This is a genomic window from Actinoplanes italicus, from assembly GCF_003001815.1.
Lineage (GTDB): Bacteria > Actinomycetota > Actinomycetes > Mycobacteriales > Micromonosporaceae > Actinoplanes > Actinoplanes italicus.
Window position 1 is genome coordinate 322,098 of record NZ_PVMZ01000001.1, and the last position, 18,999, is coordinate 341,096.

The window sequence follows — 18,999 nt, forward strand, 5'->3', positions numbered from 1 at the left end:
GTCGGTGGGGTGGGGTCTCGGGGTGGGTCAGGCGAGCCGGCCGGGGCGGCCGCCCTTGGCCTGCAGCGGCATCCCGGCGCTGGTCCAGGCGCGCAGGCCGCCGGTGAGGTCGTGGACCTGCCGGCCGTCGCGGGCGAGCAGGGCGGCGGCCTGCCGGGAGCGGGCCCCGGACCGGCAGACGGTGATCACGGGCCGGTCGGCCGGCACGTCGGCGAGGCGGGAGGCGACCTGGCCGAGCGGGATGTGCCGGGCCCGCGGGGCGTGCCCGGCGTGCCACTCCGCGGGTTCGCGGACGTCGAGCAGCACTGCCCCGTCGGCGATCAGCGCGGCGGCCTGCTGCGGGTCCACGGACCGGTACGGCTTGCGGAACAGCTTGGTGAGCAGCGCGGCTACGGGCATCGGAATCCCCTTGGGTCTTTGAGTGGAGTGGCAGGTGCGGGCCTGGCACCTTTCCTATCGGATACCCCTGGGGGTATCTGAGGAAGACAGTTGTGGTGTGCGCCGCAACGCGGGGAAGCGCGGGTCAGGCCGTGACGGGGTTGATGATCGCCTGGATGGCGACGAACGCGGCGATGGCGATGACGAGCCAGGCGAAGGCGCGTTGCAGCCGCCGGGTGGGCAGCCGGCCGGCGATCCGGCCGGCCGCGAGGGAGCCGGTGACGGCGGCGAGGGTGAACGCCGCGGCGATGCGGTAGTCGATGGCCGTGTCGCCGGCGTGTGCGGCGAATCCGGCGGCCGAGTTGACGACGATGATGACCAGCGAGGTGGCGACGGCGGCCGACATGCTCAGACCGAGCAGCAGCACCAGGGCGGGAATGATGAGGAAGCCGCCTCCGACGCCGAACAGGCCGGTGAGGAAGCCGACGCCCAGGCCCGCGGCGATGGACTTGGGGAGGCAGCCACGCCAGTTGATACCGCCGCCGGGCAGGGCGCAGTCGCCGCCGGAGTCGTCGGTGCCGCCCAACATCCGCCACCCGGCGACCACCATCAGCACGGCGAAACCGGCCAAAACCAGCCGCGGGTCGAGCAGCCGGTTGACGGCGGCACCGGCGAACGCCGCGGCGGCGCCGGTGCCGCCGACGATCCCGGCGATGCGCCACTGCACCAACCCGGCCCTCAAGCGCGGGAGCAGGGCGGTGGCCGACGAGATGCCGACCACCAGCAGCGAGGTGGGCACGGCCGCGGCAAGGCTCAGGCCGGCGCCGTAGACCAGGGCGGGTACGGCGAGGATCGAGCCGCCGCCGCCGAGCAGGCCCAGCAGGACCCCGATCAGGGCACCGAACCCGACCGCCGCGATCATGTAGGCCCATCCGCTTGCGGCCGACCCGAAGCAGGCCGCAAGCGGATGGCGCGGAGACCCGGCATCGGATTACCGCCGGTCGCCGGTCAGGGCGGTGACGACCTGGTCGAGGTCGGTGCGGGGGCCACGGTTGTACGGCAGCTTGGACAGCAGCATGCCCATGGCGCAGGTGTTGCTCAGCGCCGCGAACGTCAGGCCGGCGCCGATGAATGCGGCCACCCACTTCACCGGCTCGAACAAGGTGCTGGCCAGCACCGCGAGCAGGACGATGCTGCCGGCGACCAGACGGACCTGCCGTTCCAAATCCCAGCGGGGTGTGCCGGTGGTGACCGGCGCCTGGGCGGCCTGCCAGGCGGCGATGCCGCCGGTGAGCACCCGCAGGTTCGGCAGACCCGCCCCGGCGAGGGCCTGCTCGGCCTGGCCGGCGCGTTGCCCGGAGCGGCAGACCAGCACGACCTGCTCGTCGAGGTGATTGCGCAGTTCGTCGCGGTGCTCGCGTAGCAGGTCGAGCGGCACGTTGTAGGAGCCGGGGATGTGCGCGGTCTCGAACTCGGCCGGGGTGCGCACGTCGATCAGCCGCGGCGTGTGGCCGGTGGCGAGCAGGTGCTGCAGGGCGGGGACGTCGAGGGCGGCGGGGGTACTGGTGGGCGTGGTCATCGGGTGCGGTGCTCCTGTTTCAGTTTCCGGGGACAATGGGCAGGCCGGCGTCGGCGGCGGTCGGGTAGGCGTCGTCGATGTGCACGACTCGGTGGCCGGCCCGTTGCAGCAGGCTGGTGGCGGCCGCCGCGCGGTAGCCGGAGCCGCAGTGCACCCAGACGGTGCCGGCGGGCACATCAGCGAGCCGGTGCGGCAGGTCGGGCAGCGGGATGTGGACGGCGCCGTCGATGTGGTCGGTACGCCACTCGTTGCTCATCCGCACGTCGAGCAGCACGTCGACGCCCGGCAGACCGTGCGGCGGGGTGCCGGCGCGGGCGGCGGCCAGGTCGGCGAAGGTGGCCGTGGTGAGCTGAGTCAGGCGGGTGTCGTCGCCGCCGGCCCACTGCTCGGGGCTGCCGGTGGCCGCGGCGGCGGGCCGGTCGATGCCAATGCGGGCCAGTTCGCGCTGGGCGTCGGCGACCTGCTGCTCGCTGTCGCCGAGCAGGGTGATCGGTGCACCCCACGGGGCCATCCAGCCGAGCCAGGTCGACATCGGCCCGTCCAGACCGAAACTCAGGGTTCCGGCCAGATGCCGGTCCGTGAACGCCTTGCGCGAGCGCAGGTCGACCACCCACTCGCCGTCCGCGATCCGGGTCGCGAGTTCCGCCGGGTCGGCGGCGGCGATCGGGGTGAGGTCGATCAGGTCCGCGCCGGCGGTGTTGCGGGCGCCCATGTGCGCGTAGTACGCCGGGTAGGCGTCCAGCCCGGCCAGGGTCTGGCCGACGAAGTCGTCGGTCTCCAGGCGCAGCGCCGGGTTGGCGGTGCGTTCCCGGCCGATCGTCGACTCCGGCGCGTCGGACTGGGTGGCGGAGCAGAAACTGCCGAAGCCGTGGGTCGGCCACACCTGCGCGCCGTCGGGCAGCAGGTCGGCCAGCCGCCGCACCGAGCTGTGCTGGTGCTCGGCGAGGGTGTGGGCGTGCTGTTTGCCGAGCAGGTCGGTGCGCCCGGTGGTGCCGAACAGCAGCGATCCGCCGGTGAACACCCCGACCGGCCCGTCGGTGTCGTCCAGGATGTACGACAGGTGGTGGAAGGTGTGCCCGGGCGTGGCCACCACCCGCAGCCCCATCCCTGCCGACACGCTGACCTCGTCACCGTCGGCCACCGGCCGCCGCTCGAAGCCGACCTCGTCATTTGCTGCGACCAGGTAGGTGGCGCCGGTCAGCTGGGCGAGGGCCAGGCCACCGGAGACGTAGTCGTTGTGCAAGTGCGTCTCGGCGACGTGGGTGATCCGCACGCCGAGCCGGCCGGCCAGGGCCAGGATCCGGTCTATGTCACGTTGCGGGTCCACCACGATCGCGACCTGCCCGTCGTGGGCCAGGTAGCTGCGGTCACCCAGGGACGAGGTCTGCACGACCTCCACACTCAGCTCAGTCACGTGTTCTCATCTCCTCGTTCGAAGGCGGATCGGGTTCAGCGGCCGGTCTCGACCGGGTGCCCGGCCCGCTGCCAGGCCTCGGTGCCACCGGCGAGGGACTGCACCCGGGCACCGGCCGCATCCAGCAGCTGCGCGGCGGTCAGGCTGCGGGCCCCGGACTGGCACACCGTCACCACGTCCTGGCCGGCATACCGGGCGGCGACCGCGTCCAACTGGTCGAGGGGCACGTTCACCGCGCCCGGGAGGTGACCATCGGCGTACTCGCCGGGGCCGCGGACATCCAGCAGCACCCCGCCGGTGCCGTCGCGGCGCAACTCTTCCACCTGAATCTGTCGCACAGTCATGTCGCCACTCCCGTCAGTGCATACCCCAGGGGGTATGCGAAAGGCGTAATACGGTCAAGGTCTCGCCGAGCCCACCGCCCTTTGCGGGGCGATCACCTCGGGTGGATCAGGAGAGCGACAGGAACAGCTTCTCCAGCTCTTCCTCGCTCATCGGCGGCTCCTCGCCGCGCCCGCGGGCGGCCTGGCACTCCCGCATACCCGTGGCGATGATTTTGAAGCCTGCCCGGTCGACGGCGCTGGACACCGCGGACAACTGGGTGAGCACCCGCTTGCAGTCCTCACCGTTCTCGATCATCGAGATTACCGCGCCGAGCTGCCCCTGCGCCCGCTTCAGCCGGGTCAACGCGTCCTTGAGCAGGACCGGACTCATCTCCACGAGTACCCACCTCCACAACCCAATATACCCCCAGGGGTATCAGTTCGGGCCGGGCGGTGACCCGCATCGCACCCCAGGACCTCTGCTCGACGCCCTCGGCACCGTGACCAGACGCTCGCGGCCTACCGCCACGACGCGTCAGCGGACCGCGGAAGCATGATCGGCCGGCATCGGTTCGGGCCTGCGGGTGCGTGCCGGCATTGTCCGGCGTGAAGCGTGCGATGCGGCCTCGCCGGCGGGCTCACGCGAGCCTTGTTGTCGCCTGCGACGCGGCCGCCAACCCGCGACGAGAGCCGCCGCGAGCAGCAGCTCGGCGATGTCGCCGCCGTAGTACATCAGGGTGCCCCCGCCCTGCCGCTGCACCGCCGGCACCGGCAAATCGACGTAGGCGCCGGCGTACATCAGTTGCGACAGCACCGCGTGAAACGCGATGGCCACGCCGAGCACGACCAGCCGCGCCGGCACCGACGGCCGCCGCGGCGCCGGATCAGGACCAGCCACCACCCAGGCGAACAGATACCCGGCCAGCAGGAAATGCACATGCACCAGCAGATGCAGTCCCGGATCCCGCACCGTCGCCACATACAACGGCGTGAAATACAGGACCGCGAGCCCGCCCAGATTCAGTATCAACGCCGTCACCGGATGGGCGACTACATGCATGACCCGCGTGCGCAGCAACCGGCCGACCGTCCGGCCCACCGGCCGCGGCAGCGTGCGCAGCAGCAGGGTCACCGGGGCGCCGAGGACCAGCGCTAGCGGTGCCAGCATGCCGACAAGCAGATGCTGCACCATGTGGGTGCGAAAGTCACCAGCCGGCCACGGCCACCCGGCGGGGGTGAGCCCCGCGACGAGCAGGGCGCAACCGCTGAGGAACAGCGCGGTGCGCCACCAGGGCCAGGGCCGGCGGCTCACCGTCGCCAGCACGTCGTAGCCGACCGCGGCGACCACGACGAGCAACAACAGCAGGCCGCCGTCGGGGCTGTGCGCGTGGTTCACACCTGGTCGGCGTGGTCGTGGGCGGGGGCGCCGCGCTGCAGCAGCCAACCACCGGCGACGAGCACCGCACCGAGGGCGAGGAAGCCCAGATCCCACCACAGCTGGTACGGGCCGCCGTGCACGTGGTGGATGCCGAGGATGTGATGGTCGACCACACCCTCGACCAGGTTGAACAGGCCCCAGCCGACCAGGATCCAGCCCCACAACGCGCGTGACGCCCACAGCCGGGCACGGCCGGTGGTGATCCGCGAATAAAGCAGGCCCAGCCCGATCAGCACGGACAGCCAGGTAGCGGTATGGAACAGCCCGTCCCAGACGGTGTTCATCTGCAACCCCGGCACCGTATCCGCCGAGTAGTACTTGATCCCCACGCGATCGGTGTCCGTGCTGGTCAGCATGTGATGCCACTGCAACAGCTGATGCAACAGAATCCCGTCGAGGAAACCACCGAGGCCGACACCCAGGATGACGCCAGGCAGACCGATCCCGCCCCTCTTACGCTCCGCAGGCTGATGCGACCGACTGAACCAGCTTGAGGCTGGCGCCCTGTTCGTGCCGCCATGATCGACTCTGCCCGCAGTCTCACCGGACGTAGTTGCAGCCATCAGATAACCCCCTCTCGGCGACGCGGCGCACCGCCATCACGCTGGATACCCCCTCCAGTTCCCGCCATGCCGCACGCTCCCCGCGTTCCATATGCCGCAACCATGGGCGGGCGGGGCTTCAGAGAAGTGGCCGCAGGGACGGCACGCTCGTGACTGAGCTGCCGTATTGGCCCTCCCGGGCGTCGTTGGCGTTCAGGCCGCGGCGACCCTGCCGGTAGTACACCGCGGCGGGTAGCTCTTCAATACGTGTGAGGCGTGCGGTGACCTGCGAGTGGAGCCGTCGATCAGCATGGCTGCGATGTGGCCGCCAGGCGCCCTCATCGCAGCAGCACGGGAACCGCACGAGCACGACGCGAGGTCGCCTGGGAGGGAGCCGCCGCGGGTGCCGCGAGCGGCGCATGTCGGGTCACAACTCGACACAGCCGCATGGACCGGAAACCTCGCTGGCTCGGCATTCGAGCACTTCGCGCGGGTGCCGTTGCCACGGAGCCGCACACGCAGATCACCCGGCTGGGAATGCGGAGCGAGGCGTTGAGGGCACTCATTATTCGAGATATCCACGCGTGTTCCAAGGTTGCATCCCCTTCCGCCTTCGCCTGGCAGGTCCCACCGGCTGGCATTAGGCGGGAGCAGGGGCAGAGAGATTCACCCGTTTGAGCGGCCGCCTACCTGCATAGATGGTCTCCATCGCTCGTGTCGGCGAAATTACCTTCCCGCACTGCCTTGTGATCTTCGCCATTACGGTGCCAGTCTGGCACTGTTCCAGATTTAGGAACAGTGCCAGAAGCGATCTGTATGTAACTTGCACGGTACCGAACAAGATCTGTACCGAACCGGGACGGCTACCGGAGGCAGCAATGGCTTTTCCCAGCGCTAAGGCGGCACGGTGCAGTCGCCGCCAGCAGCAGAACCTCTCTCGCGCCTCTCTTCTGAGGGGCCGGCCGTGAAGGCCCTCATCGCACCTACTAGACCGAGGCTGGCATGGCCGGAAGGTCACCCCGCAGAACGGCCGTCTTGGCGTTGCCGCGCCTGCAACGTGCCGTGGCCATGCCAGCCCGCAGTCGTGGGCTTGGCTGTCGAGCTCGGATCGGGCTCGGCGTTCGACGTCCGGTGCTGGTCCTACTACGACCTCGCCGTGGCCGATCTGGGCTACTCCGATGGGCCGTCGATAATCCGACGGTTCATCCACGACCCGCGGGCCGCCCTTCCGGCCGAACTCGGGTCGTGACCATGCCGCCGCTGCGTCCGCTCACCAAGCCGGAGTCGGCGGAGGCAATGCGGCAGACCCGACAGAATCTTGCTGCCACCGAGCAGTGGCCAGAGGGCACCCTGGATAACTGCGACAAGCTCGCGCTGCGGTTCCCCGGCTGGCTGATCTGGTTCCAGAGCGAGCGGACCGTAGGTGGCCGCTGCCACGCCGCGGTCTACGTGGCGTCCCGCTGGACAGTGCACGACGGCCACCGCCAGTTCCAGGCGTCCGACCCCGACGGCTTGACCGCGCTGATCGAGGCACACGACTACCCTCCGCCGCCCGCATCGTAGGCGCGGGCCCAGGAATTCCCGCCTCGTGTTCCCCCGTGCACGAGGCGGGCCCACCCCTCGAAGGAGGTCTCCCGGTGTTCCAGGCGATCATCAGCCCGCAGGAGGACCAGTTCGTCGCCGTACGACCTGGCCATGACGCAGCAATGCAACTGCCCGCGGCCTTCTACGCCGCGCTCGCCGACCTCGCCGATGAGGACGGCGCCGTTCCAGACTGGTTCGCGGACGCTGCCGCTCAGGCGTGGGCGATGGACTTCCGGGATCGGCCGGTTCGAGACGTGCTCATGGTTCGGGAACCCTCCACGCTGCCGGTGACATACAGCCGGGCGTCGTGGGAGATCAACCTCGGCTGCAACTTCTCCTGCGAGCACTGCTATCTGGAGCAGCGACCGTTCGCCGGCATGACGCTGGACCAGAAGCTCCAGACGCTGGCCGTGCTCCGCGACATGGGCGTCCTGTGGTTCCAGATCACCGGCGGCGAGCCGTTGATCGACCCGCACTTCGCCGAGTCGTACCGGGCAGCCCACGACGCCGGGATGATGGTCGAGGTTCTGACCAACGGCTCCCGACTGGCTCGACCCGACATCCTCGACATCTTCGTGGGCCGCCGACCCCACAAGATCGTCGTCTCGCTGTACGGGGCGAGCGCCGAGACCGCCGCCGCGCTGACCAATACCAAGAACGCGTTCCAGCTGACGTACAAGGGTCTCGTCGCGGCCGCAGCAGCCGGCTTGCCTGTCGAGGTCACGATCATCATCACCAAGCACAACATCGCCGAGCTGGACGAGATGCGCGTCCTGGTGCGGGACCTTGGTTTCCCCGCCAACGAGTTCGGGTCGATCTCACCGACCTACACCGGTAGCGGCTCCACGCTGGACGCGCAGACTCCCGGATACCTGGACAAGTCCTCGATCTTCCAGGGCTGCCCGGCCGGTCACACCAGCTTCCACGTCGATCCGCACGGCAACGCCACGATGTGCAAGGTCGGTCGGGAGAACCCGATCAACCTCGTTGCCGAAGGCCCCGAGGGGCTGCTGCGTCTGCCCGCGATCGCAGACGCCCAGATGCTTCGCACAGGCGGATGTACGGGCTGCAAGCTCTCATCCACCTGCCGGGTATGCCGCCCCATGGCGAAGGTGTACCAGGAGGCGGAGGCTCCACTCAGTTACTACTGCCAGCACGGGAACTAGGAGGACACCATGAGCGCAGTTCAGGTTCAGATCACCCGCCGCGAGCCGGCCGCGGCCCCGACCGTCGCCTCGCCCAAGTCGCGCACGGCGGAGCCGGCCGGGATCGTCATCACCACGGTCGATCAGATCTCCGCGGGCAACCAGCGCGGCTGCGGCGACGACAACCCGTACAACTGACCATCCGCCAGCACTAGCTGAGCGTCCCGGACCGCCATCGCGCCATGGGCGTGGCGGCCCGGGGCGCTCCCCGCCGTTGAGGACCCCAACCTTGTCTCACACCCGCATCGACTACTGGCAACTCCCACGCACCGTCCGCAACCGCGTAGCGGACGCGATCGGTGCCGTCTCCTCTGCCGAATCGGCCAGCGAAGGGCTGAACAGTGCCGTTGCCGCGGTACTGCGGACTGCCACCCGCCGGTACTTCATCAAGGCACTGCCGACCGAGCACCGCTGGGTTTGGACCCAGGCGCGAGAGGCTGAGGTCGCACCGTTCGTGGCGGACGTCGGTGCCCCACTGATCGCCCGCATCGTCGAGGACGGCTGGGACGTTCTGCTCTTCGACGCTCTGCACGGCCATCAAGCCGACTACGCGCCCGACTCGATCGACCTGCCTCATGTCGCTCGACTCGTCGCGCGGATCGGTGAGATTCCGTGCCCGGACATCGAACTACGGCAGGCGGAACAGCGGCTGTCCGCATTCACCGACGAAGCAAATCTGCACTACTTCGGTGGCAACACCCTGCTGCACACCGACCTCAACCCGGCCAACGTGATCGTGGGCGGCTCTGGGGCTCGAATCGTCGACTGGGGGTGGGCGACCAGGGGCGCCGACTGGCTCAACCCCGCCTACTTGGTGACGTGGCTCATCGTCGCCGGCCACGAGCCGAAGGAGGCCGAGTGGTGGGCGGAGCAAGTGCCCGCCTGGCAGACGGCGCCGGTAGCGGGCGTCACGGCTTTCGCGGCAGCGAACGCCGTGATGTGGGCTACGCACGGTGGCACTGATCCTGATCCGTGGACGAAGCAGCTGGTTGACGCGTCCGCCCGCTGGAGCTCCTACCGCGGGATGCCGCCATCCGCCGCCGGACCACGCAGCGCATGAGCACAGCGTCACAGCCCGGTGGCGAGTCGGACCGGATCGCGGTCTGGGAGGGCTCCACGGTCATCGGTTACGTCAGCTCCGGCACCATCGACGGGGTGACCAGGTGGCATAGCTGGCGGGACCGCACGGACACTGTCGGCTGCGGTGCACACCAGGATCAGGTTCAGGCTGAGCGGTACCTGCTCACTCTGGCCGGAGGGACCCCCGCTGCCACACCGAGCTCGGCTGACGCAGCGACTTCGTCAGCCGGTTCCGGCAAGAAGCCCGTCAAGAAGGTCAGCCAGCGCGGGGTGTGAACAGCTCCATCTGGCCGCGGGTCTCCGGTCTCCGCGCTGGTCGGGCCAGCACCTTCTTCAAGCACGTCGGGCCGTATCCGGTGTACCGGGACGTCACCGAGTGCAGGGCACGTCCGCACCCGCCTTGGCACCAGACCGTGCCGTCGTCCTCTTCCCGGCTCACGCCGCGGTGGTTCCGGTGACGAGGCCAGCCCGGTCGAACCGGACGCCGGGCCCGACGATCACGGCGCCCAGGGCTTCGACGGCTCGGGCCCGGGCGGACACCTGCTGCGGGGTTGGGCCGAGCGCGTCGACGGCGTGCACGGCCACCACGTCGGCGTGCGCGGCGCGCAGGTCCTCGAGGACGGCCTGCCAGCACAGTTCGGCGTGCCCGGCCGTGCCGTACTCGGCAACGACGATCAGTCCCCGCCTGGTGCACCAGCCGCGCAGGTGTGCGGCGGCGCCTTCGGTGGTGGCGCGGCCGCCGGAGCGGGGCCGGCCGTAGAGGACAGCGCGACGCTGTCTCCAGGTGCGGTTCTGCGAGTTCCAGATGGCCTGCTCGCGGAGCCGGCCGAGGTCGGGGCCGGAGCCTGGCACGTCGGAGTTGCACCGCACCCACGCCTCGGTGGCCGGGTCCCAGGTGATGTGCCAGCCGAAGTCTCGGCACTCGTCATGGCCTGGCCACCGGCCGTCCCACGTGGCGTTTCCGCAGTCGTGGTCGAGCGGCGGGGCGTGCTCGCTGTGGCAGCTGGCTCGGGGCATCCCGGTGTGGAGGCATTCGACGGTCAGGCAGGTTTGCGTGTGGGTCTCGCCTCGGGTGACACCGCAGTCGGGGCAGGTTGCTCGGAGCAGTCTCGGCGTCGTCACGACGAACCTCCTAGACGGTCGCAGTGTCATTGCGTCGCATCAAGCCTCGATCATGCCGTAAACGCCGGCGGCGCGGCACCCCGGGCAGGGGAACCGCGCCGCACGTCGACCAGCGTCAGCCGCTCACTCCTCCTCGTCGAAGTCGTCCTCGTCGTCGAAGTCCTCGTCCTCGTCGACGCCTTCATCGGCGGCGATCGCCGCCGCCACAGCCGGGTCGATAGCGTCAACCGCCGGCGCTTCCTCGCGCGCCTTCTCGGCCGCGGCACGCCGCGCCTTCTCCGCGTCGTCGTTCTCCACCCATTTGACGAGCCGTTCGCGCGCCTCGGTCTCCACCTCGGCCAAGCCGTACCCGTTGGCGAGCAACCTGTCGAGGAACGCAAGCGCCCGACGCTTGTCGTTGCCGTATCGGCCGTTGATGGCGTCGGCAAGGTTGTCGGCCTCGGCGGCGAGCCACATCGCGATGAGGATGCGGTTGAGCCGGTCCGCCCCAGCGCCGTTGACGTCGAGGATGTCGCCGCCGGCAAGCCCTCGGATCAGCTCCTCGTCACCACGCCGGAGCGCATCCGGCTTCGCCACCGTTTGGCGTAGCGCCTCCACGAGCAGCGGCTTAGTCGACTTCGCGTTGCCCCACGTGCGGATGATGAACTGGTCGCGGAGTTCCTGGGCATCGGTGATCCTCTGCTCAAGCTCCCCGTGCAGGCGCTGCTTCTCCTGCGCCTCCGCCAACTGCTCCGCGGTCTTGTAGTTGGTGCTGCCGCGCCGTTTGTATCCATGCGCCTCCGGGTCGAGGCAGACGATGATCGCGGCGGCCGAGGAGCCGTCCTTGTCGACGAACCCGGCGAAGCCGGGTTGAGCCTTCACTTCGTTGACATCGATCGGCTCGTCGTCGGCGGTCCGCAGCGACGAGACTGAGGCGGCCTTGCAGTCGTACGGCCAGCCCTTGGGCCGTCTGATGACGTTGACGCCGGCAGCGGCCAACTCCTTGTACAGCCGCTGCTCATCCTGCCGAACCCTTGCCCGGCGCTCCTCCTCGTCCAGCTGATGACGCAGCGACCACGAATTGCCGATCTTCCGGATGAGCCGGTCCATCGCATCCGGGTCGGAGTCGAACTGCCTCATCCGGTGGGCGTCCCGCAGATCCAGCTCACCGTTGTCGGCAGCCTTCAGTGCGGCGTCACCGAGCCTGACGAGCTTGAGGCTCGCCTGCACCGTTTCAACCTTCCGGCCGACGCGCTTGGCGATCATGCTCGGGTCGAGCCCGAACAACTCCAGCTGCGCGTACGCCTTGGCCCGCTCGGTGGGCGTCAGGTCCACGCGCTGGTCGTTCTCGACCAGCATCGACACCATTTGGTCGAGCTCGCCGCCGGCGGCGTCGGGGTCAACGAGGCAGGGCACGGCTTCCCGCTTGCCGGCCGGCCAGTTCCCGTCGTCGAGGACCTGCGCGGCCGCATTGGCTCGGCGCCATCCGGCCAGGATGCGGTAGCCGCTCGCGTCGGGAAACACGGTGAGGGCCTGGACGACGCCGACCGAAGCGATCGACGCCTTCAGTTCGGTGAGGTCACCGAGGTTCTTGCGCGGGTTGTTCGGGTGCGACAGCAGGTCGCGCGGGTCGATCCAGGCCAGGTAGGGCCCGCCGCCTTCCGGGGCGGCGCTCGACTGCTCGGCCGAGGTGGTGACGTGGGGCTCCCGGACGGCGGGAACCGCAGCTTCCTCGGCGGTCTCGCCGGGGCGCTCAATGGTGGCTGCGTCAGCCATGGTATTGCTCCTTCTCCACGTGAACAGCAGTTTGCTGTATACATTCATTCTACATTTAAGATCACCTATGCGCCAGTCGATTCCAGCCGCTTGAGCTGCCAAGACGCTTATTTCACCTAGGTCTGTTTCACCTAGTACACTTAAGGCATGACACGACAGCCGGAGCGGATAACCGCTCCTTTCCTCGATGTCGTGCAGGCGTTCCTCGACGCAGGAGATGACGAGCTGCACGGCTGGGCGATCATCAGCACCACCGGCCGGGCCGGACCGACCGTCTACAAGATCCTGGAGCGCCTCACCGACATGGGCTGGGTCACCGCCCGGTGGGACGACCGCCCCGCCGAGCCCAACAAACCGCGACGCCGGTACTACCGGCTCACCGGCGAGGCGGTTCCCAGCGCCCGCGCCCTGATCGCCGAGCGGCGCACGCCGCAGACCCGCGCCACGCTGCGGCCGGCCTTCGGCGGAGGACTCGCGTGAACCAGATCTGGCTCATCGTCGTGATCCCCGTGGTCCTCAGCCTGCTCGTCAACGAGTTCTGCGACCTCTCCCCGTGGCTCGCGAAGAAGCTGATCCCCCGGGCTGCCAGGCTCTGGTCGCTCGGCGATCTGGATACGGCCGAAATCCTCGCTGAGGAATGGGCGGCCGTCATCGATGACGTGCCCGGCAAGCTGACCAAGCTGGGCCAGGCCGTCCGCTTCATGGGCGGCGCCACGTGGCGCTACCAACGCTGGCAACTCACGACCAAGTACACCCAGCTACTCGTGGGGCTTTCCAATTTCCTGAGTCGGGTCATCAGCTGGAACGAGAAAAAATCGGCGTTCTTCCTGAACGACCTTGCCGAGATGCGCGCACGCAGCAAGAACCAGGGAGCCGTCCCGGCGCCAGACACGGTGAAAGCCAAGGTGATTATTCCGCTGGCAGTACAGGTCAAGGGCCAGGGCAATGTCAGCGCCGAGGCTGCGCTCTTCCACGGCGATCCGGGTCAGATCCCGCCAATCGTCTCGTCGAACGGCGATTCCTGAGCCCGTCACCGCGGGCCCGCCCTTCCGACGGGGCGGGCCCGGGCCAGGGGCGACGCCACGGTGGCCCGGCGAGATTCCTTCGACCGCAGGTAGGTGACGCCGTGCACCAGCGCGTCCAGGCGGTCCGGCGAGTCCCCGGACTCCGGAGTCCACGTGGTCAGCTGGTCCTCCATCTGCGGGAACGCGCCGACGTGGTGCACGCGGGGCGGCTCGACTTCGTACCGCGCGGCAACTGGTTCGGCGCGCACCCGCTTGCTGACGCGGGCCTGCACCACATCCAGCGGCGGGTCACCGCCGGGTAGCAGGCCTTCCTTCTGCATCATGGCCCAGGCGTCGACGAGGATGTCCCGCATCCACGCCGACGAGCCTTCGTAGATCACGAGGTCCGCGTCGACGTCGAGGTAGCACTGCCAGATCCGCCGGGCCGCGGCCATACCGGCGATCCGCATCGACCGGTCCGCGAGCACGTAGTGGTCGCCGTCCTCGCCTCGACCGACCGCGACGATGCCGGTCTCGTCGCTCGTCTCCGACACGGTGTCCGCCGGGTCGACCGACACCACGGTCCGGACCAGCTTCGGCACGTCGTCCTTGTCGACGCGGCCGGCTTCGATCCACGCGTTCTTCCACAGCGCGCCCTCGACGTCGTCGAGCATTTCGGCGTTCAGCTCTTGCCGGCCGAGCCGGGTGCCGGCGTACTGCTCCATCAGCTCTTCGAGTGCTTCGGCGGAGAGGTTCGCCGCGTTGTCCAGGGTCCGGCCGCGGGTGATCACGACGCGGGGTCGGGTCTTTCGTGCCGCCTGCTTCGCTGCGCGGGTGAGCAGCTTCTTCACGTGCGGCAGCGGCTTCGGGGTCGTCGAGATGACCATGTGCGGGTCCTGTGCCTCGCGGAGGCAGAACCAGGTCATGTCGAACACGCCCTGCGCGGACTGGACCGGCCATGCCGCGTACTCGTCGAGCCAGGCACCGTCGAAGTCGTAGCCGCGCAGGGTGTCCGGGTCCTGTGCGCCGAACCCGCGGATGATCGCCCCGTTGGTCAGCTCCAGGTACGGCTCGCTCTTGTTGAACGTCCGCACGAGCCTCGGCGGGATCACGGCGAGCAGGCCGGCCCGGCGCGCGTTGAAGCAGACGTTGAACACTTCGCGGTGGGTCTTCGCGATCACCGCGTAGTGGCCGCCGGGTCGACCCTCGGCCCACTTGCGTACCGTCTCGGCGCCCGTGCGGGTCTTCCCGAAGCCGCGGCCCGCGAGCAGCATCCAGATGCGGTAGGCGCGGTGCGGTTCCAGCTGCTCGAGCCGGGCGTGCCGCGGCCAGTCGAAGCGCAGCTGTTCCATCGCGTCGGTCGCCGCCTGGAGGTAGGCGGCGAGCTCCGCATCCGTCATCAGCCGCGGGTCCGGGTACGCGAGCGTCACGGTTCAGAGCCCCAGCTGCATTGGGCCGGCGCCGTCCGGGGCAGGCCCGGCGGCCGTCTCCTTGACGTCTCCGACGGCGACCAGGACGAGACCGGCGAGGACCACCGCCAGGATCAGCGGCAGGCAGATCGAGGCCGGGCCGAGCATCCGCCACCCCTGCACGGCGACCACGCCGGTTACGGCCGCCCAGCTGCCGCACAACACCGACCACCAGAAGGCGTGCTTCCAGGTGCGGCGGCGCACGTCGTGCGGCTGCCACGCCTGCCGGCACGTCCAGCACCGGCACGGGTAGTCGCCGCCGCCGAGCGGTGTCGGCGGGTGGGACGCGACGGGGGCAGGCAGCGCCACCATTTCCTCGAGGACCGGGCGTGCCGGCACGGCTGCGGTGGCAACGAATCGGCCGGGCGCGGCCGGGCGGCGGTGCCGGAACGTGGCCCGGCGGGTGCGGGGGCCTCTACGGACTCGGCGGCTCATCGGGTTCCTCCTCGTCGTCGTCGCCGGACTCGCGGCCGTTGTGCACGCCGGCGCGCTGCTGCGCTTCGGCGACCAGCGCGCGGAAGAAGGCGGCGCGGGCGTCTTCGGGCATCTCGGCGACTTCGGCTTGGATGGGGCCGCCGTCGGGGCCGGTGTGCGCGGTCGTCGAGTCGGGCAGGCCCAAGGCGAGGCGTTCGACCCGGGTGGCGACTTCCAGCCACCGCGCGATGTCGCTGGGGGTGAGCTTCTGCGCGTCGAGGGACTGGAGGCGGGCGACGATCTTCCCCTGCAGCGCCGCGGCGATCCGCGCGTGCCGTTCGGCCATGTCCTTGCGGCGTTCGCCGAGGAGTTCGCCGTACAGCCGGTCCTGTTCGGTGTCGAACGCGCGGGCACGGTGCACCCACCTCCACTGGCTGGCCAGCTTGTGGAGGTAATCCCGGGACTTGTGGACCTCGGTGGCGACCTTCGCGACGGTGCGGGTTCGGCCCATGTCGCGGTAGATCGCGAAGTACGAGTAGGCCCGATCAGACTCTTTCGGCTGCCTGTCCCAGGGAAGCAGTGCTGGTTCGTCCACAATCACCCCCTCCAGCGAACCAGAGTTGGACGAACGTAGCCCCAGCCGTAGAATGAGGAGCACGGTGGCTTCTGCGCCACCGGTTTCTCCTGTCGCATGTCGGCCACGCACGACGCGGTGACACAGAGGGACAAGGCGATCGTCACGCAGATTCCCACCACCGTGCTGCATCCAATCCGGTGGTCGCGTGGGATCCGCCGAGATTGTGGGCAAGCACCATGAGCCGTGACTACATGGCCAAGAGAGTGGCGAAACGTAAGGGAATCAGCTATGCCAAGGCATTGCATCTCCTGCGTCCAGCCGGTGCCGATGAGTGGGAACCCTCGCAGGACGACCTCCTTAATGAGGCAATCCAGGCAGCATGCGAGGAGCTCACCGGCAGAAGGGCCGGTAGCCGTACCTTCGACTTCGGCGAGATCGGCAGGCCTGGCTTCTGGGCTGAAGACGTAACGATCGACGTGGCTGACCCCGATCTTGATTCGGTAACTACTGACGGTTCGGGTGGCTCGGACGGGTGGCTCTACGTCAACGTGCGATTCAGCTTCCTCGGTTATGTGCACAAGAGCGACGTGCACAACTACAGCGCCAAGGTCGTCGAGTTCGACTGGAACGATCGCTACTCCCAGGTGGCGTTCACTCCCGATCAGGCGTGGACCTTGCGCTGGAATTGCCACATCCTTCCTCTTCAGCCTTACGTGCAGCCGGAACTGACTTTCGACTGTGTGCTGGAGCCAGTGATCGAACCGTTCTCCTTCGGCGGTTGAGCCAAGAGGTGCCCGCTGTTGCGTCGAGAGCGTGAAGGCAGGCACCTCTCACTCCGTCTGGCAGTGGGCGGCGAGCAGTTCCAGGGCACGCCACCGCTGGTCCGCTGGAACGTCGCCATCGCGGACGAGCTTGTCGACGGCACGGGTGACAACGGCGGCCGCGTCGGCTGGCATGGTGCGAGTGCCGAGCATCGTTTCGATCGGGACGAGCCGGTGCGCGTTGCCGATCGGTTCGGTGGTCTCGGGGTCGTACCAGACGCCCTCGCGTAGCTCGTCCAGGTGCCGCTCGAACACGGCGAGGATCAGACCGAGGGCGGTGGCGACGTTGCCGACGTTCGCCGCGGCGTGCGCGGTGCCGAGCGCGTCGAGGGTCGGCTCGTAGTCGCGGTAGGCCGCCATCCACCGTGCGTCGGCCTGCACCAGCTTCTTCGCCTCGTCGAAAGAGGCGCGTGCTGCGTCCAGTTCGAGTGGCAGGAAGGTGAGCATCACCGTGGCGAAGTCGAGGTTCGCTTCGGACAGGCCTTCGAGGTCCACCTTGGCGAGCAGGTCGAGTTGCTTGTCGTCGAGGCCGGAGTAGGCCCGCCAGTCGACGTCGTCCAGTTCCTCGTACAGCGCCTTGAGCGTGGCCGGGTCGTCCTCGCCTTCGATGGCGTTGTGGGACAGCTGCAACGCCACCTGCCGGGCCCGGGTGAGTTCCTGATCGACGAAGATCGCCGGAACTTCCGGGAGGCCGGCTTCAATGGCGGCCATGGTGCGGTGGTTACCGGAGAGGACCACCCTGCGGTCTCTGGCGGTGTCGTCCCACACCAGTACCGCCGAGGTGAGCGCCCCGTCGCTGCGGACGTTCGCCACGAGCCGGTCGAAGGTCTCCTTGCGCATGAACCGGGCATTGACCTCCAGCAGGGTCAGAGTGCGCGGGTCGACCATCCCGTACCGCAGGTTGAGCGGCTCCTGGGCGTCGGTCATCGGGCGTCCTTTCCGTGGCGGCGCTTCCACTCGGCGAGCGCCTCGTTGAGGGTCCAGCCGCCGAGCGGGCCGCCGTATTGGAGCTGGAACCGGTGGATTTTGTCGGCCGCTGGCTCGGTGCGCTTCTGCAGGCGCACCCCGGGGATGCCGCGGCCGTACTTCGCCGAGTTCGGGTTGTTGGTGAACGCCGTGGTGGACCAGCCGGTGAGCCGCTTCGACAGCGACCGCTGGAGCAGTAGTTGCGCTTCTCGGGAGGCGGCGGCCATCACGATCAGCTTCGCGAGGCGCCGGTACCGGCTCCAGGAAACCGGGAAGTCACTCATCAGGTAGGCGGTACTCGGGTCGAACTTCGGTGGCAGGTAGGCGAACGCGCCGACGAGCTTGCCGGCCACGCTGACCCCGCAGGCGAGCAGCGGCGAGCCGGGCAGGATCGTCTTCGACATGAACTGGGACCGGATCCCGGAGAACTGACCGCCGGTGAGCACGTGGATCGCCATTGTGTCGCCGAGTTCGTCGGTGGGCCCGATCTTCGGCATGAAGATCGGGGCGACCTGCTGGACGGGGGCGACGATCCGGCGGGCGCCCGAGCTGGCGTACACGTAGATCGGCAGGCCACGGTTGCTGGTCTGCACGACACCACGCAGCCACGGCCGCAGCTCGTCGCGGGCGATGTGCAGCCCGAGGATCCAGTGTGGCCGGTCGAGCACCGCCCCGATGATCTGCTCCTTGCCGTCCTCGTCGAGCGTGTCGTATTCCGGCGCCGGCCAGTCGAAGAAGTCGTCGATGCTGGCGAACTGCTGCTCGTAGTCGCCGGCGTAGAACGGCGGGAACATCGCCACGGGCGCGTCGGCCGGGACGACGGTCTCCAGGTACTCGCGGACGTCGCCGCAGTAGTAAGAGGCGAGCCGGGTCGTCAGGGCTTCGAGCTTGCCGACGGTCCTGGCGTGCATCGTCGGGAACTGGCCGATCGTCGCCCGCATCATCCGCTCGTAGTAGACGCCGGACCGGCCGACGTACTGGAGGAACCGGGTTCCGAGCATCAGGCTGGCCAGCAGGTCGGTGTCAGTGCGGAGGTACGGCTCCAGCCAGGCCAGGTGCTCGCCGCCGGCGTCGTTGAGCGTGTAAGGCAGTGGTTGACCGGCGAGCCACCAGCCGAGGGCGCTCGAGTACGACTGGACGTCGTTGCCGTGGATCGGGCGCTGTTCGCCGGGACGGCTGTGCAGCACCCGCTCGATGGTGAAGTTGCCGGAGCAACCGACATACAGGTCCGTGGCGGGCCAGCCGTCGGCGTGCTCGTAGATGATCGACCGCAGGTCGCTGGGGATTGACCCGTGGAACACCCGCACCACCTCTCGTGTGGCCGGGCT

General features: G+C 69.0%; 24 protein-coding genes. 9 read left to right on the forward strand and 15 right to left on the reverse strand.

Annotation, left to right across the window (positions count from 1 at the left end; all coding sequences use genetic code 11):
• Positions 1-27: 27 nt before the first annotated feature.
• The 8 genes from CLV67_RS01595 to CLV67_RS01630 all read right to left on the reverse strand — a co-directional run bounded on the left by CLV67_RS01595 (position 28) and on the right by CLV67_RS01630 (position 5,695).
• Entirely contained in the window at positions 28-399 is a 372-nt protein-coding gene (locus tag CLV67_RS01595) for a rhodanese-like domain-containing protein (protein WP_106315322.1), read from the reverse strand.
• 124 nt (positions 400-523) lie between these two features.
• Positions 524-1,300: a sulfite exporter TauE/SafE family protein gene (locus CLV67_RS01600; RefSeq protein WP_106315323.1), complete on the reverse strand. Its 777-nt coding sequence runs from the start codon at positions 1,298-1,300 to the stop codon at positions 524-526.
• Positions 1,301-1,369: 69 nt separating this feature from the next.
• Entirely contained in the window at positions 1,370-1,957 is a 588-nt protein-coding gene (locus CLV67_RS01605; RefSeq protein ID WP_106315324.1) for a rhodanese-like domain-containing protein, read from the reverse strand.
• A 19-nt stretch (positions 1,958-1,976) separates the two neighbouring features.
• Positions 1,977-3,371 (reverse strand): MBL fold metallo-hydrolase, encoded by a 1,395-nt coding sequence (locus tag CLV67_RS01610; RefSeq protein ID WP_106315325.1) that lies wholly within the window; start codon positions 3,369-3,371, stop codon positions 1,977-1,979.
• A 35-nt stretch (positions 3,372-3,406) separates the two neighbouring features.
• Positions 3,407-3,715 carry a rhodanese-like domain-containing protein gene (locus CLV67_RS01615; protein ID WP_106315326.1) on the reverse strand — a complete coding sequence of 103 codons (309 nt, stop codon included), beginning with the start codon at positions 3,713-3,715 and terminating at the stop codon, positions 3,407-3,409.
• Between the two features lie 106 nt (positions 3,716-3,821).
• Positions 3,822-4,085 (reverse strand): metal-sensitive transcriptional regulator, encoded by a 264-nt coding sequence (locus tag CLV67_RS01620; RefSeq protein WP_373873132.1) that lies wholly within the window; start codon positions 4,083-4,085, stop codon positions 3,822-3,824.
• 144 nt (positions 4,086-4,229) lie between these two features.
• Complete coding sequence (locus CLV67_RS01625) at positions 4,230-5,090, reverse strand: cytochrome c oxidase assembly protein (protein ID WP_203736951.1); 861 nt, start codon at positions 5,088-5,090, stop codon at positions 4,230-4,232.
• On the reverse strand, positions 5,087-5,695 hold the full coding sequence (locus tag CLV67_RS01630; protein ID WP_106315328.1) for a DUF2243 domain-containing protein: 609 nt from the start codon (positions 5,693-5,695) through the stop codon (positions 5,087-5,089). Before CLV67_RS01630 ends, CLV67_RS01625 begins: the two co-directional genes overlap by 4 nt.
• A 1,069-nt stretch (positions 5,696-6,764) precedes the next feature.
• Here CLV67_RS01630 and CLV67_RS51645 point away from each other — a divergent pair.
• From CLV67_RS51645 to CLV67_RS01655, 6 genes are all read left to right on the forward strand, one after another.
• Positions 6,765-6,923, forward strand: a complete 159-nt coding sequence (locus CLV67_RS51645) for a hypothetical protein (protein WP_170153703.1) — start codon at positions 6,765-6,767, stop codon at positions 6,921-6,923.
• 2 nt (positions 6,924-6,925) lie between these two features.
• Complete coding sequence (locus CLV67_RS01640) at positions 6,926-7,237, forward strand: hypothetical protein (RefSeq protein WP_106315330.1); 312 nt, start codon at positions 6,926-6,928, stop codon at positions 7,235-7,237.
• Positions 7,238-7,311: 74 nt separating this feature from the next.
• Positions 7,312-8,424, forward strand: a complete 1,113-nt coding sequence (locus tag CLV67_RS01645) for a radical SAM protein (RefSeq protein ID WP_106315331.1) — start codon at positions 7,312-7,314, stop codon at positions 8,422-8,424.
• A gap of 9 nt (positions 8,425-8,433) precedes the next feature.
• Positions 8,434-8,601, forward strand: coding sequence for a hypothetical protein (locus CLV67_RS51650; protein ID WP_170153720.1), 168 nt, complete (start codon positions 8,434-8,436; stop codon positions 8,599-8,601).
• Positions 8,602-8,692: 91 nt separating this feature from the next.
• The gene (locus CLV67_RS01650) at positions 8,693-9,523 is read left to right on the forward strand and encodes a protein kinase family protein (protein ID WP_106315332.1); all 831 of its coding nucleotides are present in this window, start codon (positions 8,693-8,695) and stop codon (positions 9,521-9,523) included.
• On the forward strand, positions 9,520-9,819 hold the full coding sequence (locus tag CLV67_RS01655; protein WP_106315333.1) for a hypothetical protein: 300 nt from the start codon (positions 9,520-9,522) through the stop codon (positions 9,817-9,819). The genes CLV67_RS01650 and CLV67_RS01655 overlap by 4 nt, the downstream gene beginning before the upstream one ends.
• A 159-nt stretch (positions 9,820-9,978) precedes the next feature.
• Here the strand turns inward: CLV67_RS01655 and CLV67_RS01660 are convergent, their stop codons facing one another.
• Both CLV67_RS01660 and CLV67_RS01665 read right to left on the reverse strand, forming a co-directional pair.
• On the reverse strand, positions 9,979-10,665 hold the full coding sequence (locus CLV67_RS01660) for a recombinase family protein (protein WP_146168963.1): 687 nt from the start codon (positions 10,663-10,665) through the stop codon (positions 9,979-9,981).
• A 123-nt stretch (positions 10,666-10,788) separates the two neighbouring features.
• On the reverse strand, positions 10,789-12,468 hold the full coding sequence (locus CLV67_RS01665; protein ID WP_106315335.1) for a ParB/RepB/Spo0J family partition protein: 1,680 nt from the start codon (positions 12,466-12,468) through the stop codon (positions 10,789-10,791).
• Positions 12,469-12,567: 99 nt separating this feature from the next.
• Here CLV67_RS01665 and CLV67_RS01670 point away from each other — a divergent pair, with 99 nt between their 5' ends.
• Positions 12,568-12,900 (forward strand): PadR family transcriptional regulator, encoded by a 333-nt coding sequence (locus tag CLV67_RS01670; RefSeq protein ID WP_106315336.1) that lies wholly within the window; start codon positions 12,568-12,570, stop codon positions 12,898-12,900.
• On the forward strand, positions 12,897-13,445 hold the full coding sequence (locus tag CLV67_RS01675) for a hypothetical protein (protein ID WP_106315337.1): 549 nt from the start codon (positions 12,897-12,899) through the stop codon (positions 13,443-13,445). Before CLV67_RS01670 ends, CLV67_RS01675 begins: the two co-directional genes overlap by 4 nt.
• A 5-nt stretch (positions 13,446-13,450) precedes the next feature.
• Here CLV67_RS01675 and CLV67_RS01680 read toward each other — a convergent pair whose 3' ends face one another.
• The 3 genes from CLV67_RS01680 to CLV67_RS01690 are packed head-to-tail and all read right to left on the reverse strand — an operon-like array spanning position 13,451 to position 15,902.
• Positions 13,451-14,854, reverse strand: a complete 1,404-nt coding sequence (locus CLV67_RS01680; protein ID WP_106315338.1) for a terminase large subunit domain-containing protein — start codon at positions 14,852-14,854, stop codon at positions 13,451-13,453.
• Between the two features lie 3 nt (positions 14,855-14,857).
• Positions 14,858-15,328, reverse strand: coding sequence for a hypothetical protein (locus CLV67_RS01685; protein ID WP_146168964.1), 471 nt, complete (start codon positions 15,326-15,328; stop codon positions 14,858-14,860).
• Entirely contained in the window at positions 15,309-15,902 is a 594-nt protein-coding gene (locus CLV67_RS01690) for a hypothetical protein (RefSeq protein WP_106315340.1), read from the reverse strand. The genes CLV67_RS01685 and CLV67_RS01690 overlap by 20 nt, the downstream gene beginning before the upstream one ends.
• Positions 15,903-16,120: 218 nt before the next feature.
• Between CLV67_RS01690 and CLV67_RS01695 the strand changes: the two genes are divergently transcribed.
• On the forward strand, positions 16,121-16,666 hold the full coding sequence (locus tag CLV67_RS01695) for a hypothetical protein (RefSeq protein ID WP_106315341.1): 546 nt from the start codon (positions 16,121-16,123) through the stop codon (positions 16,664-16,666).
• Between the two features lie 48 nt (positions 16,667-16,714).
• Here the strand turns inward: CLV67_RS01695 and CLV67_RS01700 are convergent, their stop codons facing one another.
• Together CLV67_RS01700 and CLV67_RS01705 are read right to left on the reverse strand one after the other, a co-directional pair.
• Entirely contained in the window at positions 16,715-17,632 is a 918-nt protein-coding gene (locus CLV67_RS01700; protein WP_106315342.1) for a ParB/RepB/Spo0J family partition protein, read from the reverse strand.
• Complete coding sequence (locus CLV67_RS01705; RefSeq protein WP_106315343.1) at positions 17,629-18,972, reverse strand: putative antirestriction adenine methyltransferase; 1,344 nt, start codon at positions 18,970-18,972, stop codon at positions 17,629-17,631. Before CLV67_RS01705 ends, CLV67_RS01700 begins: the two co-directional genes overlap by 4 nt.
• Positions 18,973-18,999 lie beyond the last annotated feature (27 nt).